General features: G+C 41.0%; 19 protein-coding genes (1 of these 19 cut by a window edge). 1 reads left to right on the top strand and 18 read right to left on the bottom strand.

Going from position 1 to position 15,981, the window contains the following annotated elements:
* Positions 1-16 precede the first annotated feature (16 nt).
* The 5 genes from rsmA to metG all read right to left on the bottom strand — a co-directional run bounded on the left by rsmA (position 17) and on the right by metG (position 5,903).
* Positions 17-895: a 16S rRNA (adenine(1518)-N(6)/adenine(1519)-N(6))-dimethyltransferase RsmA gene (gene rsmA / locus NSQ83_RS00270; RefSeq protein ID WP_339238847.1), complete on the bottom strand. Its 879-nt coding sequence runs from the start codon at positions 893-895 to the stop codon at positions 17-19.
* Positions 888-1,448 (bottom strand): ribonuclease M5, encoded by a 561-nt coding sequence (gene rnmV / locus NSQ83_RS00265; protein ID WP_015253010.1) that lies wholly within the window; start codon positions 1,446-1,448, stop codon positions 888-890. The genes rsmA and rnmV overlap by 8 nt, the downstream gene beginning before the upstream one ends.
* A 144-nt stretch (positions 1,449-1,592) precedes the next feature.
* Positions 1,593-2,906 carry a ubiquitin-like domain-containing protein gene (locus tag NSQ83_RS00260; protein ID WP_029726392.1) on the bottom strand — a complete coding sequence of 438 codons (1,314 nt, stop codon included), beginning with the start codon at positions 2,904-2,906 and terminating at the stop codon, positions 1,593-1,595.
* 155 nt (positions 2,907-3,061) lie between these two features.
* Positions 3,062-3,829 (bottom strand): TatD family hydrolase, encoded by a 768-nt coding sequence (locus NSQ83_RS00255; RefSeq protein WP_029726393.1) that lies wholly within the window; start codon positions 3,827-3,829, stop codon positions 3,062-3,064.
* Between the two features lie 79 nt (positions 3,830-3,908).
* Positions 3,909-5,903, bottom strand: coding sequence for a methionine--tRNA ligase (gene metG, locus NSQ83_RS00250; RefSeq protein ID WP_014662479.1), 1,995 nt, complete (start codon positions 5,901-5,903; stop codon positions 3,909-3,911).
* 493 nt (positions 5,904-6,396) lie between these two features.
* On the opposite strand from metG, the gene abrB reads away from it, so the two are divergent.
* On the top strand, positions 6,397-6,687 hold the full coding sequence (abrB, locus tag NSQ83_RS00245) for a transition state genes transcriptional regulator AbrB (protein ID WP_003226760.1): 291 nt from the start codon (positions 6,397-6,399) through the stop codon (positions 6,685-6,687).
* A gap of 48 nt (positions 6,688-6,735) precedes the next feature.
* Here abrB and rsmI read toward each other — a convergent pair whose 3' ends face one another.
* The 13 genes from rsmI to csfB form a co-directional block, all read right to left on the bottom strand.
* The gene (gene rsmI, locus NSQ83_RS00240) at positions 6,736-7,614 is read right to left on the bottom strand and encodes a 16S rRNA (cytidine(1402)-2'-O)-methyltransferase (protein WP_019712967.1); all 879 of its coding nucleotides are present in this window, start codon (positions 7,612-7,614) and stop codon (positions 6,736-6,738) included.
* Positions 7,589-7,888: a GIY-YIG nuclease family protein gene (locus NSQ83_RS00235; protein ID WP_014475567.1), complete on the bottom strand. Its 300-nt coding sequence runs from the start codon at positions 7,886-7,888 to the stop codon at positions 7,589-7,591. The genes rsmI and NSQ83_RS00235 overlap by 26 nt, the downstream gene beginning before the upstream one ends.
* A complete protein-coding gene (locus tag NSQ83_RS00230; protein WP_198879161.1) occupies positions 7,875-8,618 on the bottom strand; it encodes a tRNA1(Val) (adenine(37)-N6)-methyltransferase in 744 nt (247 codons plus the stop codon). Before NSQ83_RS00230 ends, NSQ83_RS00235 begins: the two co-directional genes overlap by 14 nt.
* Before the next feature lie 58 nt (positions 8,619-8,676).
* Positions 8,677-9,036 (bottom strand): replication initiation-control protein YabA, encoded by a 360-nt coding sequence (gene yabA, locus NSQ83_RS00225; protein WP_003218308.1) that lies wholly within the window; start codon positions 9,034-9,036, stop codon positions 8,677-8,679.
* 14 nt (positions 9,037-9,050) lie between these two features.
* Entirely contained in the window at positions 9,051-9,878 is an 828-nt protein-coding gene (gene ricT, locus NSQ83_RS00220; RefSeq protein ID WP_003226767.1) for a competence/sporulation regulator complex protein RicT, read from the bottom strand.
* 2 nt (positions 9,879-9,880) lie between these two features.
* Entirely contained in the window at positions 9,881-10,870 is a 990-nt protein-coding gene (holB, locus tag NSQ83_RS00215; RefSeq protein WP_003226770.1) for a DNA polymerase III subunit delta', read from the bottom strand.
* 11 nt (positions 10,871-10,881) lie between these two features.
* Positions 10,882-11,322, bottom strand: coding sequence for a YaaR family protein (locus NSQ83_RS00210; protein WP_009966249.1), 441 nt, complete (start codon positions 11,320-11,322; stop codon positions 10,882-10,884).
* A gap of 12 nt (positions 11,323-11,334) precedes the next feature.
* The gene (gene darA / locus NSQ83_RS00205) at positions 11,335-11,664 is read right to left on the bottom strand and encodes a cyclic di-AMP receptor DarA (RefSeq protein ID WP_003242755.1); all 330 of its coding nucleotides are present in this window, start codon (positions 11,662-11,664) and stop codon (positions 11,335-11,337) included.
* 73 nt (positions 11,665-11,737) lie between these two features.
* Positions 11,738-12,376, bottom strand: a complete 639-nt coding sequence (gene tmk / locus NSQ83_RS00200) for a dTMP kinase (protein WP_015715093.1) — start codon at positions 12,374-12,376, stop codon at positions 11,738-11,740.
* Positions 12,373-13,815 (bottom strand): aminotransferase class I/II-fold pyridoxal phosphate-dependent enzyme, encoded by a 1,443-nt coding sequence (locus NSQ83_RS00195; protein WP_198879160.1) that lies wholly within the window; start codon positions 13,813-13,815, stop codon positions 12,373-12,375. The genes tmk and NSQ83_RS00195 overlap by 4 nt, the downstream gene beginning before the upstream one ends.
* A gap of 81 nt (positions 13,816-13,896) precedes the next feature.
* Entirely contained in the window at positions 13,897-15,057 is a 1,161-nt protein-coding gene (locus NSQ83_RS00190; protein WP_198879159.1) for a toxic anion resistance protein, read from the bottom strand.
* A gap of 18 nt (positions 15,058-15,075) precedes the next feature.
* Positions 15,076-15,690, bottom strand: coding sequence for a 5-bromo-4-chloroindolyl phosphate hydrolysis family protein (locus tag NSQ83_RS00185; protein WP_198879158.1), 615 nt, complete (start codon positions 15,688-15,690; stop codon positions 15,076-15,078).
* Positions 15,691-15,809: 119 nt separating this feature from the next.
* On the bottom strand, positions 15,810-15,981 hold the 3' portion of the coding sequence (csfB, locus tag NSQ83_RS00180; RefSeq protein WP_015482686.1) for an anti-sigma-G factor. The gene runs 23 nt beyond the window's last position; the window shows 172 of its 195 coding nt (coding positions 24-195); its start codon lies beyond the right edge, outside the window — the gene reads right to left on this strand; the stop codon is at positions 15,810-15,812.

Raw genomic sequence — 15,981 nt, 5'->3', positions numbered from 1 at the left:
AAAACAAAAAGCCCTTTTAGAAAAGGGCTTTATACAATCCGTTAGACAGCGCTGCGAACTCCTCAATAGACAGGGATTCACCTCGGCGCTTACCGTCAATATTTGTTTCTTCAAGCACTTGCTCAATTGTTGATTTTTGCGCTTTTCCTTCAGGCAGATTGTTAACTAAGTTATTGAGCAGCGTTTTACGACGCTGTGCAAAGCTTGCCTTGATGAGCTGAAAGAAAAAGGATTCGTTTTCCACGTCCACTGCCGGGCCGTCTCGGAGAACCAGACGGATGACTGCGGAATCGACATTAGGCTGAGGAACAAATACGGTTTTCGGAACGCTCATCACCGTTTTGGCTTCTGTATAAAACTGCACCGCGATTGAAAGCGAGCCGTACTCCTTAGATGAAGGATCAGCCGCCATGCGCTCAGCCACTTCTTTTTGCAGCATGACCACAATTCCTTTCAGCGGAAGATGTTCTTCAAGCAGTTTCATGATAATCGGTGTTGTTACGTAATAAGGAAGGTTGGCAACTACCATGATCTCATCACAATCTTGAAATTGTTCTTCAATGACCGATTTGACATCAGCCTTTAACACGTCATGATGAATGACAGTAACATTGTCGTAAGGTGACAGCGTATCCTTCAGAATCGGCAATAATCGCTGATCAATCTCAAATGCCACGACCTTTTTCGCCCGCTTGGCAAGCTGTTCGGTTAAAGCCCCGATTCCCGGGCCGATTTCAATGACACCTGTTTTCTCAGTCACTTCCGCGTGATCAACAATTCTGTTTAAAATGTTCGTATCAATTAAGAAATTCTGTCCTAAGCTCTTTTTAAAAGAAAAACCGTATTTCTTCAGTATCTCTTTCGTTCTAATCGGTGTCGCAATATCTTTATTCATTCTGTTCCTCCCGCATAACGGTATCGAGCGCACTCATAAAATCACTTTTTTTAATTTGAAACATTTGCAGCCGTTTTTGAAGCTGTTTGCCATTTGTATAGCCGATTTTCAACAGATCACCCAGTCGTTCCCGGCGGCGTTTGGCCGCAGGTCCGCCTATTAGTCCGGCATGAATCAAATCCTCAGCTGAAATGTCACTCGGCTGCGCTTCCATCTCCTCATGCACATTTTCTAAACATGCCCTAATGCTTTCAACCGATGCATGCTCCACACCAATTCCCCGCTTGTTTTTAGGTTTGGCAAGATGCTTTGGCAAAAATGCATGCTTACAGCCGGGTACAGCCTCTGAGATGGTTTTGCGAATCTTCTCTCCCGGAAAGTCCGGATCCGTTAAAATAATGACGCCTCTGGTCTTCTGGGCCAAACGGATTTGGTCAATCACATGATCATCGATGGCTGAACCATTTGTTTCAATTGTGTCTGCATCAACAGCCAATTTGATGCGGGCCGTATCGTCACGCCCCTCGACCACAATGATCTCTTTAATTTTCATTATTTCCTCCAAGACAAAATAAAAACTTTTGTATATTCATGAAACTTTTTCTTATATCGAGCGTCTAATAAGCAGAAAATGCACTTTGTCTATTATAACGAAAAAAACAGAGGGCGCAAAACCCTCTGAATACATAAGTATATATTAATTTAAGATTTTAATTTTGACTGTTTTATTTCCCCATCGGTACGCCGATGATTTCTCTGGGAAAAAGACGTCTATTTTGTTCCCTTTAATCGCTGAACCGGTATCTGCAGCAATGGCATATCCATAGCCTTCCACGTGGACTTTGGAGCCTAGCGGAATGACATTTGGATCCACAGCGATGACTTTGGCATTCGGATTATTTTTTAAATTGACGCCTGTCGCTGTATGTCCTGAACAACCGCTGCAGCTTGCCGTATAAGCCGTAGATGATACAGTCATGACTTTGCCTGTTGATTCATTGCTGCGGGACACAACTGTTTTTGAATCACCTGAAGCACTGACCGTTTCAACTTTTGGACTGCTTTGCTTTGTGCCGACAGCAATCACTTTATCTTTGCTTTGTTCAGCTGTTTCTTCTTTTACAAGCTCTCTGGACACTTCTTTACCGTTTTCTTTAACGACTTCGAAATGTTTTTTTAGCTTGCCTTCTTTTCCTTTTTGGACGACCTTTTCTTTCCCTTTTTCAAGAGAAGCGTCTTCTTGCTTTTTCACATCGAACGCAATCTTCTCTTCAACTACATCGGTGACCTTTTCGATACGAGTAATTGTAATATCAGCCTTTCCTTTCGTCAGCTTTGCATCTAACGCAGGCTTGATTTTATCTTCGTCTTTTATGTTCATCTTTTGCTGTTTTAAAAAGTCAGCGACCGTAGTCGAAGTCGTCCAGATCTTCTTTTGTTTCCCTGCATCATTCACAGTAACCTGAAATGCGGGCTCTATGTTAATCTTCATGTCTTTCGAAATATCTGTATCTATTGCGGGATCAATTTGATCTTGGTCTTTCACATCAACATCTTGTTCGTCCAGTAATGCACCGACCGTTTTTGCTGTTGACCATAATGTCTTTTCTTCCCCGTTTATTGTAAGCTTCACAGGTTTTGCAGCCTCATACACAACGTCCATGTCTGCTGTTATCTTTGTCTGTTTAGCAGGTGTGATCTTGTCTTCGTCTCTTGTCTTTATATCAAGCGTCTCCAAAAGATCACCGACTGTATTTGCATGTGTGCGTATATGTTTCTTTTTGCCATTGATAGAAACTGAGACTGATTGTTTCGTCAGCTCATGAGCCGCGTACGCAGTCCCGCTTCCTGCCAAAAGCAAACAAGCAGCAACCAGAATGACTTTGCTTTTGCTAAGCTTTACGGAAAACAGCTTTTTCATTTTTTGTGTGATGAAAAACGCCTCCTTCTCCTCGGAGAGATTATATAGAGTATCTAAAAGGCTGTCAACCCTCCCTTCTCTTTCTCCCAAAAGCTCAGTGTCTTCTTCATTATCCTGAAATACACTGAGAAACGGAAGAAAGACTTGTCGACAAACCTATCCTATGAGGAGAAGAAAGCATGTAGAACTTTTATAGAAAAACGCTGTAAGGGACAAGCTCTTACAAAACCCGCTAGCGTTTTTTGTCAGTTTATACGGAAAAGTCTTTTCGCATTTTCAGTCGTGATGGAAGCAATCTCTTCAAAGTTCATTTCTTTTAATTCGGCGATTTGTTCTGCCACATATTTCACATAGCTTGGCTCATTTCTTTTCCCGCGGAAAGGGTGCGGTGTGAGAAACGGGCAGTCCGTTTCAATCAGCAGCCGGTCATTGGGAATTTCCTTCACTACTTCCTTCGGTTTCTTCGCATTTTTAAATGTCACCGGTCCCCCAAATGATAAATAAAAATTCATTTTCATGCATTCTCTTGCCACTTCCGCACTTCCTGTAAAGCAGTGCATGATTCCGCCCACAGCTTCTGCGCCTTCCTCTTTCAAAATGGTCACGACATCCTCCGTTGCATCACGGTTATGAATGATAATAGGCAAATTGACCTCTTTCGCTAAGGCGATTTGTTTTCTAAACACCTCTTTTTGAATATCTTTAGGTGATTTATCCCAATGATAATCCAGTCCCATTTCCCCTATTGCTACCACTTTCTCATGAGCAGAAAGCTCTTTAATCCACGCTAAGTCTTCCTCTGTCATGTCAATAGCGTCAACAGGGTGCCAGCCAATGGCTGCATAAATAAAATCATATTCCTCAATCATTTCCATCGCACGGGTAATCGTCGGACGGTCAAAACCAACTACGACAATTCGTTCAACTTTTTCAGCTTTTGCCCGTTCAATAACCTCTTCAAGATCAGTATCATATTGTTCTGCATTTAAATGCGCGTGAGTGTCAAACAACATAAGTGAAAAACTCCTTTCTTGTCGAAACACAAAAGGTGTTCGACGAATTGTTACACGTGAAACACCTTTTGTCTTATCATTATTTAATTCTTGTGCCTTTTGGTAACGACTGATCGATAGACACGACCTTTAAAACGCCGTCTGCTTCTCCTGCAAGGATCATACCTTGAGAAAGCTCTCCTCTGAGTTTAACCGGTTTTAGATTTGTTACACAAACGAGTTTTTTTCCAACAAGCTCTTCAGGCGTATAATGCTTCGCAATGCCGGATACCACTTGGCGCTTTTCAAAACCAAGATCAAGCTGCAGCTTCAATAAACGGTCTGCTTTTTTCACTGGCTCTGCCTCAATGACCTCAGCTACGCGAAGCTCTACATCCATAAATTGATCAATCGTAATTTCAGGTAAACGATCGACCTCTTGCGGCTCTTCTTCTTTTGTTTCTTCTTTCGCTGGTGCCGAACCTTGCATTTTCCCTTTGATGTAAGCAATTTCTTCTTCTGCCTCTAAACGAGGGAACAATGGCTCGCCTTTTTGTACTTTTGTATCTTTCAGCTGGCCGAAAGCTGTAATGCTGTCCCAAGCTTTTAGAGATTCATCGGTAATGCCCAGCTGCTCGAACATTTTTTCCGGTGTTTTTGTTAAGAATGGCTGAAGCAGTACCGCTGAAATACGCAATGATTCAGCGAGATGATACATAACGGATCGCAATTCTTCTTCTTTTGCCGGATCTTTCGCAAGCACCCATGGAGCTGTCTCATCAATGTATTTGTTTGTGCGGCTGATGAGCTGCCATAAAGTCGAAAGTGCTACCGAGAACTCCATATTTTCCATTGCTTTCTCATAAGCTTTCACTGTTTCTTCAGCAACCGAAGTGAGCGTTTGGTCAAATTCCGTAACAGCACCTTTGTAAGAACCAATTTGTCCGTCAAAATACTTATTGATCATCGCAACAGTACGATTCAATAGATTTCCTAAATCATTCGCTAAATCATAGTTGATTCGCTCAACAAATCCTTCCGGCGTGAAAACACCGTCAGATCCGAACGGCACTTCACGAAGCAGGTAATAGCGAAGCTCGTCTAAACCATAGCGTTCAATTAATGTAACCGGATCTACAACGTTTCCTTTTGATTTCGACATTTTTCCGTCTTTCATCAAAAGCCAGCCATGCGCGAATACCTGTTTCGGCAGCGGAAGATCCAGAGCCATCAGCATAATTGGCCAGTAAATGGTATGGAACCGTACAATCTCCTTACCGACTAAATGAACATCGGCAGGCCAATATTTTTGATAAAGCTCATCATTTTCTGTATCATAACCAAGTGCCGTTAAATAGTTAAATAGTGCGTCAATCCAAACATATACAACATGCTTTGGATTTTCCGGCACCTTCACGCCCCAATCAAAAGTGGTACGTGATACTGCCAAATCCTCAAGTCCAGGTTTGATAAAGTTATTAATCATTTCGTTTTTGCGTGATTCTGGCTGAATGAATGTCGGGTTTTCTTCATAGTATTTCAGAAGGCGATCCGCGTATTTCCCCATGCGGAAGAAATAAGATTCCTCTTTGATCAATTCAACTGGGTGACCGCTGTCAGGGCTTTTTCCGCCGATGACCTCTCCCTTTTCATTCCGCTCAATATCAACGAGCTGAGTTTCCGTGTAGAACGTTTCATCAGGGATGCTGTACCAGCCTTCATACTCATCAAGATAGATGTCCCCGTTATCAAGAAGCTTTTGAAACACTTTTTCAATGACAACTTTATGCCGTTTTTCTGTCGTGCGGATAAAGTCGTCGTTTGAGATTTCAAGCTGCTTCCACAGTTTTTGAATATCTGCCGCTGCGCGATCCACATACTCCTGAGGTGTAATGTTTTCCTGTTCAGCTTTTTGCTGGATCTTTTGTCCATGCTCGTCCGTTCCCGTTAAATAGCGAACATCGAACCCTTTTAATCTTTTGTAACGTGCCATTGCATCTCCCGCGACTGTCGTATATGCATGGCCGATATGTAATTTTCCGCTCGGATAATAAATCGGTGTTGTAATGTAAAATGTATTGTTTTCTTGCGGCATCTTGAAACCTCCTAATCAGAATGTCAAAAAGCTCCCGCCCAAAGGACGAGAGCGGCGATAAGTGCAAATCATATATGAATATTATTTATATTTATCCTTTATCTATGATACCATCTTAGCCTTTAAGATCAAGAATATATACATACGCCTGAAAAAGAATAATTAAAATTAAAAATCTTTAATGAAAATAAAAAAAGTCTGTTCGTGTCGAATTTTGTCGTATATAATCAAATGAAATAAAAAACTTTGGTTCGAAAGTCTTGATTTAAAAGGATTTTTAGTAGGATAATAGCTTTATTAAATATTTATAAAATGCTGTTATTTCGGTAGTTTCTAAGACATTACTGACTATAAGAACTAATTCTTACAATCAATAGTAAACAAAATGATTGACGATTATTGGAAACCTTGTTATGCTATGAAGGTAAGGATTTTGTCGAATAATGACGAAGAAAAATATAATTTAAACAAATAAGTATCTCTTGGGAGGAGAATGTTTATGAAATCTACTGGTATTGTACGTAAAGTTGATGAATTAGGACGTGTAGTTATTCCTATCGAACTGCGTCGTACTCTTGGAATCGCAGAAAAAGATGCTCTTGAAATCTATGTTGATGATGAAAAAATCATCCTTAAAAAATATAAACCAAACATGACTTGCCAAGTAACTGGTGAAGTTTCTGATGATAACCTTAAACTTGCAGGCGGTAAATTGGTTCTTAGTAAAGAAGGCGCTGAGCAAATCATCAGCGAAATCCAAAACCAGCTTCAAAACCTTAAATAATCATTTCTTGTACAAAAAACGTTCTTGTTATGACACAAGAACGTTTTTTTATTGCTTAATATGGTAAGCATCGTACACTTCACGCTTTGGTACATTGCGATCGACTGCTGCTTTTTTAATGGCTTCTTTAGACGTAGCGCCTTTCGAGATGTAATGCTCGACATGTTCTTTCGCAGTGAGGGTTTCCCACCATTGTTCTTCCTCATCTACCTCTTCATTATTACTTCCTTCTACGACAAGACAAAACTCGCCGCGTATCTGATCCTCGTTTGCCCATCCAATGACCTCAGATATGGTTCCTCGGATAAACTCTTCATATTTCTTAGTGAGTTCACGTGTTACAGCAATTTCCCGATCTCCTAATATCTCTGCCATCGCTGACAAGGTTTCCTTCAATCTGTGAGGCGCTTCATAAAAAATGATCGTTTCCCGCCGTTTTTTAAGGGCTTCAAGCTCCTTCTTCTTTTCTTTTTTCTGTCTGTTGAGAAAACCGTAAAAGAAAAAAGGCTGCGGTACAATACCTGAAGCAATAAGAGCTGTTAATGCAGCATTTGCTCCCGGCAACGGAACAACATAACCGCCTATATCCGTAAAATCCTTTACAATTTCCGCTCCGGGATCAGAAATCGTCGGCAGACCGGCATCACTGACAAGAGCAATGTTTTTTCCCGATTTTAGCCATTCAATAATTTTGTGCCCACTGCTTTCTTTATTGTGTTCGTGATAGCTGACGAGCGGTGTTTCAATTTCATATACATGACAAAGCTTTTTCGTTTGCCTCGTATCTTCCGCAGCAATCGCATCCACTGATTTCAGCGTGTCGATCGCCCGGAATGTCATATCCTCTAGATTTCCGATTGGGGTTGGGACCAAGTAAAGAATCCCCATGTCCGACTTTCCATTAAAGCTCATTTGGCGCCTTAACATATACAGCCTCCTTGGTGTTCCGCTTTTCTTCTATATAAAGCTCTTTTTTCTTCCGAGTTAGTTTTTTGAAATAATATTCCGCCTGCATAGCTTCCCGCTTTGTTGAAAAGCTCTCGGCAAAAATTAATTCAACCGGACGTCTTACTTTTGTGTACTTTGCGCCCTTTCCATCATTGTGTGTTTTCACTCGTTTATGAAGATCGTTGGTATACCCGGCATACCAGCTATTGTCCTTACATTTCACGACGTAGAAGAAATGGTTATTTGTCTCCATATAAAATGGTCCTGATTTCTTTTGTATATTCATTTTGATCATCATAAACGAATAAAGGAGGAAGAATTTTTAAATCCGGGCGCCCGCCTTTGATACCTTCAACCAAAATGGTATTGGCTTCTTTCCCTTGCTTCGGATAGACAAATTGTACACGTTTCGGCTCGATTTGATAAACCTTCATCAGTTCAAAAATCTCCAGAAGCCTTCCCGGCCGGTGAACAAGAGCTGCTTTTCCCCCTTGCTTGAGCAGCTTGCTGCTGACTGAAATGACATCCTCCAGCGTGCAGTGGATTTCATGTCTTGCGATTCGGAGATGCTCGTTCATGTTTTGTTCAGTTTGTTTCGGCGTTTTAAAATACGGCGGATTGCAGGTGACAACATCATATCGATTATGTCCAAGTTTCTCCGGCATGTTTTTCAGGTCATCATGTATGATCTGGATCTGATCGTCCAGCTTATTATACTCCACGCTGCGAACAGCCATATCATGCAGCCTTTCTTGTATTTCGACTCCCAGAATGTCTGCTTTTGATCTTGTACTGAGCAACAGCGGCACAATACCATTGCCGGTGCATAAATCAACAATTTTCCCTTTTTGAATCGGAACGTACGCAAATTTGGACAGAAGCACAGCGTCCAACGAAAAAGCAAACACTGTTGGGCTTTGTATGATTTTCATGTCCTCTGCCAGCAAATAATCTAATCTTTCATCATCATGTAATGAAACCATCTTCTTATCCTTTCAGTACCTTTGAAAAAGGCTCCCGTCTTATGCGGAAGCCTTTTCCCTATTTTTTATTTAAGAATGACAGACAGAAAAGACAATCCTCTTTTCGAACACTTCCATAGTGGACATTGCAGATATGAAATCCTTCTTGATACAGACGTGCCAGATTATCATATCCTTCCCCTATATCAGTTTGCTCTGTCTTCTGTGTTTTTGATTCTTTTTTATCAGCTTTGAACTTTTCAATCTGCTGCGTCGTATCGTCCAGCCGTTTGCGCAAATGCTTGTTTTCAAGCTGTAAATGATGATTTTCCTCAATCATCTCACCGATATGCTGCTTCAAATCCCCCAGCTGCCGGTACAGTGAGCCAATTTGTTCTTCTAAGTTAATGACTGTATCAAATAACTCTTTTTTATCCAAGGTTCCACACCTCGTTAATCTGTGGTTTGTGCGGATACGACGCCCTCTTCCAAGAGCTCTTCCCAAGTATATTCTATCACTTTTTCACGGTTTATCAGTTCCACCTGAAGCACCCGTTCCAGAATATTTAGTCCGACGACCTTCGCGGGACCGTTTGCTGTCGTAATCATTTCTCCTATATCCGGAAGCTGTTCTTTTGCCGTCTCATACTCATCGTTCTCATATTTTAGACAGCACATCAATCGTCCGCAAAGGCCCGAAATCTTCGTAGGATTTAAAGACAAGTTCTGATCCTTGGCCATTTTAATGGAAACGGGTTCAAAATCTCCAAGGAACGTTGAACAGCAAAGCATTCTTCCGCAAGGACCGATTCCTCCGAGCATTTTTGCCTCATCCCTTACTCCGATTTGGCGCAGCTCAATTCTTGTCTTAAAGATAGAAGCCAAATCCTTTACAAGCTCTCTAAAGTCGACTCGGCCGTCAGCAGTGAAGTAAAAAATGACTTTATTGCGATCAAACGTGAATTCAACATCGACCAGCTTCATATCCAAGCCATGCTCAATCACTTTCTTTTGGCAGATATCAAATGCTGATAGTGCTTCCTGTTTATTTTCTTCTACAATGAGAAGATCGCGTTCGTCAGCCACACGTATCACTTTTCGAAGGGGAAGCACCACATCATGCTCATCCACCTGTTTATTTGCAATTACGACCTGGCCGTACTCAACGCCTCTGACAGTTTCTACAATTACGCAGCTGTCATGTTCTATATGAAATCCATTCGGATCAAAATAATATATTTTACCCGCTTTCTTAAAGCGGACACCAATTACATTGTACAAGCTTATCCCTCCTGCAACATTAACACCAAGTGCTCCATTAATCCTTGTACATTCACATTGGAATGAAGCCGTTTCTTTGCTTCTAAAACAGCAAGTATCTGATTCGTAACGCTTTGTTGTGTTGATTGTAGCGCATGCTGTTTTATTGATTGGAATAAGTCTTGATAAATCAATTTATCTTCATTTCCTATTTGGATGGACAACACATCACGATATATCAATAAGAGCATATCAAGACCCATTTCTTGATGGGTTTTTTCTTTGAAAAAGGGCATCCATTGATCTTGAATAAAGAAAAAAGCATGTCCTTTCCGCTGGTGTAGGACTTCATACAATTTTATCACTTTCGCTCTAGACTCTGCAAACTCATCATTTCGACTTAATTCGACTGCTTCTGCTACATTATTGGTCATGTTGGCCAGAAGCCTTGCCATATGAGGCGAGACGTCCTGTTCGATCAGTCTATCTTCAATTGCTTTCGGTTGCAAAGGCTGAAAAGGAAGGGTTTGGCATCTTGAAATGATGGTATCCAATAACCTTTGGGGCTGCTCAGTGATGAGGACGGCCATTGTGTCTTTGTTCGGTTCTTCTAAAAATTTCAGCAGGCTGTTCGCCGCATTTGCTGTCATTTGATCTGCGTGCGAAATAATATACAGCTTTTTATGCGATTCAAGTCCTGTCTTAGAAAACTCTTCTTGGAGCGCTTGAATTTGCGCCTTTTTGATTGATAAGCCATCAGGCTGAACAAGATGGAGATCAGGATGGTTCCCTGACTCTATCCGTTTACAGTTTCGGCAGCTCTCACAAGGCTCCGCGCCATCCTCCAGACAAAAGAAGCTTTTTGCAAGAAGCAGCGCGGCATCAAGCTTGCCTGTTCCTTTTTTCCCCTCAAACAAATAAGCGTGTGATAGTCTGTCCTTCTCAATACTATTATATAAAAGCTTCATCACTCTGGGCTGAAGCTCGTTCATTTCCTTCCAGGATATTGCCATTGTATCACTCTCTATGTGTAAAGGTTAATTAATAAACCTTTTATTTCGCCAATACGCTCCAGCAAATCAATTGCCGGTTTTTCCTGATCCATCATCTCTTCCGTAAGCTGTATCAATTTGTCATCTATTTCTTTCACAAGTCCCAGCGTTCTGCTGTTCCCGTAAAGGTCAAAGCTTTTCGATGTTTCATGTGAAAGGCCGCTGTCCACAGCTTCCTTGACAAAACGTTTCACAAGTCCTTTAAATCTCGCTAAGTCTTTAAAATTCCGAGATTTCGTTAGCCTTTTTCCGAATGCTTCTATATCAGATAACAGCCTGGTAAGCTGATCAAGCTTCATTTTGCTGCTTTGGTTTTCCATTGATGTTTTAAACGATGCTGTGATCTCAGATGTTTTCACAGAGGGAATCTGCTTATTATCTATAAATGTACGTATATCTTTATTAATTTTCACAGTTTCAGATCCTTAAAATTGATGAAATTCATCGACTGGAAGGACAAATACTGTCGCTCCGCCAACTTCAACTTCGACTGGATAAGGGACATAGGAATCAGCATTTCCGCCCATTGGAGATACAGGGGCAATCATCTGATCACGTTTCTGCCCGTTTTCTTTAATGAGACTCAACGCTTTATTGACGCGTATATCCTCGACACCGATCATAAACGTTGTATTGCCTGATTTAAGAAATCCTCCTGTCGTCGCAAGCTTTGTGACTCTGAAGTTGTGATCCGTTAAGGTTTTCAAAAGTCTGTTGCTGTCCTGATCTTGTACAACTGCCACTATCAATTTCATCTGTGAAGGCCTCCTTTAGATTGGAAACAACGTGATCTCGTTTACATTATTATATCAACTATTGGGAAACAGGTCACAATTGAATTTTTTTCAACGCTTCATCGATCACCTTTAGAACATCCTGAACGACGAGGTCTTTGGATTGCCCGGCATCAACTGAATGAAATCTTTCCGGAAATCTCTTCATCAGCTCTTGATAACCCTCCTGTACCTTTGTATGAAAGTCCAGTTTCTCTAAATCGAGCCTGTTTTTCTCCCGTGAGCCGTTTGCGTAAATACGCTTCAGTCCTTCTTCCGGATCGATTGAAAAATAAACCGTTACATGGGGCATCATATCTCCAATGGCAAATTCATTAATGGACAGAACCTCATCAATTCCAAGTCCTCTTGCATATCCTTGATACGCAAGAGAACTGTCTATGAATCTGTCGCAAAGAACGATAAACCCCTGTTCTAAAGCAGGTTTTACTTTTTCAACTAAATGCTGGCGTCTTGCAGCCGCATATAAGAGAGCTTCTGTTTTTGGGTCCATTAATGTATTGTTCTCATTCAGAATAACCTCTCGAATTTGTTCTGCAATATCTATTCCGCCTGGCTCTCGAGTTGCCGTAACCTGAAGGCCTTCTGCTGTCAGTATGTTTTTGATTTCCTGCAGAACAGTCGTTTTTCCTGCACCTTCAGGACCTTCGAATGTAATAAATAAACCGCTCATGATTTCTCCTCTTCTATATAAACAAGTAGTTGTTTCTCTTTGATTTTCATATTCCCTTGAACATGCGTTTTCATGCTGATCAAGCGGCTGAGCTTTTGCACACTTTCTTTTGTTATTCTTTCTCCCGCCATAATCATCGGGATACCCGGAGGATAAGGGATGATATCTTCTGCATTCAGCCGGCCAGCTGCTTCCTCAAAGTCCACATATTCTTTCTTAAACGAATGTAAGACCTTTTTTGGATAAGGCAAGACAGTAACAGGCTGCACACCCCATTCTGCAGAAACAAACGTCTGATCCGGAGGCGTTTTCTCAATCTCTTCATCAATGCTTCTAATGGTTTCAGCGTTTATTCTCCGTTTTCCTCCCAATGGGAGAACGAGCAGAACTTGATTTTCATCAGCAAGCTCAGTGAATATGTTGGCACGCTCTAATATGCTTTGCAGCGTATAGCCAGAATGCCCGCGTTTTGAACGAATTGTGAGCTTTAGCGGATCCGTGATGATCAGTGGATTAGCAGGGTTAACAGCTTCTGCATTTGTAAGTGAATCAAACGTTTGTTTAAGTGTTTCTATCCGCTGCAGAATGTCAGAAAGCTTTTGTTCTTCTATAATATGCTGTACATAAGCGCGGGCAATATCTAACGAAGCCATAATCGGATAAGACGGGCTGCTGCTTTGTAATCGGTTTAAATACTCTGCCACCCGATCCCTGTTAATCCTGCAGCTGCTGTTGAGATGCAAATAAGAACCCATCGTCATGGCTGGCAACGTTTTGTGGGCCGACTGAACAACAATATCTGCCCCCATTTTTAAAGCTGTGACCGGAAAAGGCTCACCTAAAATAAAATGTGCGCCATGCGCTTCATCGACCAAAACAGGAATCCCGTAATGATGGGCTTCAGTAATGATCTCAGTCAAATCAGCACTATGTCCGTAATATGTCGGATTGGTCAGTACCAAGCCTTTTGCATCTGGATATGCTGCCAGGGCCTCTTTAATTGTTCCAAGCGGAACATGCGTAGGCACATGCATCGCTGAATCAACGTCAGGTGCAAGATAAACCGGCTCAGCACCGGCCAAATCAACAGCATGAAATACAGACTTATGACAGTTTCTTTGAACCAGAATTGTATCACCAGGTTCACAAACAGATAAAATCATCGCTAAGTTTCCGACAGTCGTACCATTTACCAGAAAAAAACTTTCCGCCGATCCATATAATTGACTGACAAGCTCTTGAGCTTCTTTAATCACCCCGGAAGGATGATGGAGATCATCCAGTCCTGCCAGTTCAGTTACATCAATGGTGAGAAGCGGATCGAATATTGACTTAGCGTCATCAAAAAAGACATCTCCATTGTGATGTCCCGGAACATGAAATGAATGAGAATTTCTTCTCGCATGTTGAATTAATGCTTTATATAAAGGTGTGTTCATGAAAACAATCCTTTGAATGTGTCTTCTTACACCTTATTATATCGTGCCTCTGACAGAACTTAAAGCCAGACTTACTGGTAACTATCTTTCCTTTATTGTAAGCAGCTTTTGCTTTAGGTCGCCTTCCATCATCATCAGCTCTTCTTCTGCCTGACGGCGTTTGATTCGTCCTTCTTCTTGTATAGTCAGTGTTTCTTCAAGCGTGCTTATTAAGCTTTCCTGCACCTTCTTCAAGGTATCTATATCAACAAGGCCTCTTTCATTTGCCCGTGCAGTTTCAATTGTATTGGTTTTTAAAAGCTCCGCATTTTTCAGCAAAAGCTCATTGGTTGTATCAGATACTTTCTGTTGTGCATCCACTGCATTGCGCTGCCTTAAAAGCGTCAGTGCAATGGCAACTTGATTTTTCCATAGCGGAATCGCTGTCACAATGGATGACTGAATCTTTTCAGCTAACGCTTGGTTTGTATTTTGAATCAGCCTGATTTGCGGTGCACTTTGGATTGTAATTTGCCTGCTCAGCAGCAAATCATGCACCCTTTTATCTAACCGGTCAGCAAATTGAATTAAATCATTCACCTCTTGAACGGCCATTTGGTTATGATCACTCGATTCAGCCTGTTGCTTCAGTTCAGGAATTGTTTTCGTTTTTAATTCCTCCAGCTTCAGTTCTCCTGCAGCAATATAAACATTCAGCGCGGCAAAATATTCTTTATTTTTTTCATATAACTGCTCTAACAGCTTGTTGTCACTGATTAAAGCATTTTTAGAGTGCTCCAGCTTCAAGCTGATTTTGTCTATCTGCACACTGGTCTTTTGGTATTTAGACAGCACCTCTTGAAGAGAACTTGATACTCTTCCAAACATGCGTGCCAAAAAACCCTTTTTCTTAGATTGGAGATCATCAGGATTTACTTGCTCCAGCTTTTTCATCAGCTCTCCAAGTATTTCGCCAATCTCCCCGACATCCTTCTTTTGAACATGATTAATCATATCATGAGAAAAGTTCAGCAGTTTAGATTGAGCTTGTGAACCGTATAAGACAATGCTTTGCATATTTTTATGATCAATCTGTCCAGCAAGCTGAATTGCTTTTTCCTTGTTTTCCTCAGAAAGAACATCAACAAGCCGTACTTGCTCTTTCTCTGCTTTTACAGCCTCCGAACCTGGTATCTCTATGTTACCACCAAAAGGATCTGCCAATAATTCATCTATATGAAGGTCGCTTTGGTCTCGGTTCATCGCTCTTACCCTCTTCCCTTATTTCTTTAATGAATGTTTTGCTGCATCTAATTCAAACTGCAATTCGTCAATTTCATCACCCATTGCTTGAGTTAAATCTTCCTCTAAACGCTTGGTCAATTCAGTAAGAGTGATGCGTGTCTCACTTAACGACATCGACAGTTCTTTGCTTTTTTTTGGGTGAGATGATAGAAAAGCATACTTCTCTGTCAATTCAACAACCGAATCGAGAGTTTGATAAAAAAATCGTTCTGCCTGATAAAACCGCTTTGGCTCTTTTTTGGTGAGGAGATAAATCCTTCTCACAATCCTTAGCATTTCTGCATTTTGCTTAAACATTTGAATGCTTTTAGCCTGAAACAAGGCTTTCCTAAGACGGATCATTTTCCGCCTTGCTTCCTCTAAGTTTTTCTTAATGTAAGCATACTCTCTTCCTGTCAATTCATGCTTTTTAAGAAATAACCGTCTTGCATTCCAGATGCCAGCTATATATACGGCTGCTCCAGAAGCAAGCCCATAAACAAAAGATAAAAAAAGCGACTGGTTTAAACCGAAAAAGCTCAATATTCCTATGAAAACAAAAGTCGCACTGCTAGTTAAACTCCACATCAAAAAGCGAAAAAATCTCTGCATGAGATAATCGACTCCTGTGTCTATACTCAGTTTTAATATTATTATCTACTACGTTCAATCCTTAAACAAGTTTCATCTTCTTTTTATTATTAAGAGTACAAAAAAAGACCTTTTCAGGTCTATGAATATAATGGCGGTGTATGAATGCTTTTTAATTTTTTTACGTAAAAGGCATAGTCAGGATCAGAAGTTGATGTAGAAATTACTTTTCTCTCACAATCTAAGCATATAAATTTCGTATAAAGATGAATGCCTCTATTCTTCTCTTGATCACAAATCACACATGTATGA

Source organism: Bacillus sp. PS217, from assembly GCF_037963535.1.
Classification (GTDB): Bacteria; Bacillota; Bacilli; order Bacillales; family Bacillaceae; genus Bacillus; species Bacillus subtilis.
The sequence above is the reverse complement of the archived record's forward strand: the minus strand, read 5'-3'. Positions and strand labels throughout refer to the sequence as shown.

Coding starts and splice junctions, on each gene's coding strand:
- rsmA (WP_339238847.1), bottom strand. CDS start 895: ATGAATAAAGATATTGCGACACCGATTAGAACGAAAGAGATACTGAAG.
- rnmV (WP_015253010.1), bottom strand. CDS start 1,448: ATGAAAATTAAAGAGATCATTGTGGTCGAGGGGCGTGACGATACGGCC.
- NSQ83_RS00255 (WP_029726393.1), bottom strand. CDS start 3,829: ATGTTGTTTGACACTCACGCGCATTTAAATGCAGAACAATATGATACT.
- metG (WP_014662479.1), bottom strand. CDS start 5,903: ATGCCGCAAGAAAACAATACATTTTACATTACAACACCGATTTATTAT.
- abrB (WP_003226760.1), top strand. CDS start 6,397: ATGTTTATGAAATCTACTGGTATTGTACGTAAAGTTGATGAATTAGGA.
- rsmI (WP_019712967.1), bottom strand. CDS start 7,614: ATGTTAAGGCGCCAAATGAGCTTTAATGGAAAGTCGGACATGGGGATT.
- NSQ83_RS00235 (WP_014475567.1), bottom strand. CDS start 7,888: ATGGAGACAAATAACCATTTCTTCTACGTCGTGAAATGTAAGGACAAT.
- NSQ83_RS00230 (WP_198879161.1), bottom strand. CDS start 8,618: ATGGTTTCATTACATGATGATGAAAGATTAGATTATTTGCTGGCAGAG.
- holB (WP_003226770.1), bottom strand. CDS start 10,870: ATGGCAATATCCTGGAAGGAAATGAACGAGCTTCAGCCCAGAGTGATG.
- darA (WP_003242755.1), bottom strand. CDS start 11,664: ATGAAATTGATAGTGGCAGTTGTACAAGATCAGGACAGCAACAGACTT.
- tmk (WP_015715093.1), bottom strand. CDS start 12,376: ATGAGCGGTTTATTTATTACATTCGAAGGTCCTGAAGGTGCAGGAAAA.
- NSQ83_RS00195 (WP_198879160.1), bottom strand. CDS start 13,815: ATGAACACACCTTTATATAAAGCATTAATTCAACATGCGAGAAGAAAT.
- NSQ83_RS00190 (WP_198879159.1), bottom strand. CDS start 15,057: ATGAACCGAGACCAAAGCGACCTTCATATAGATGAATTATTGGCAGAT.
- NSQ83_RS00185 (WP_198879158.1), bottom strand. CDS start 15,690: ATGCAGAGATTTTTTCGCTTTTTGATGTGGAGTTTAACTAGCAGTGCG.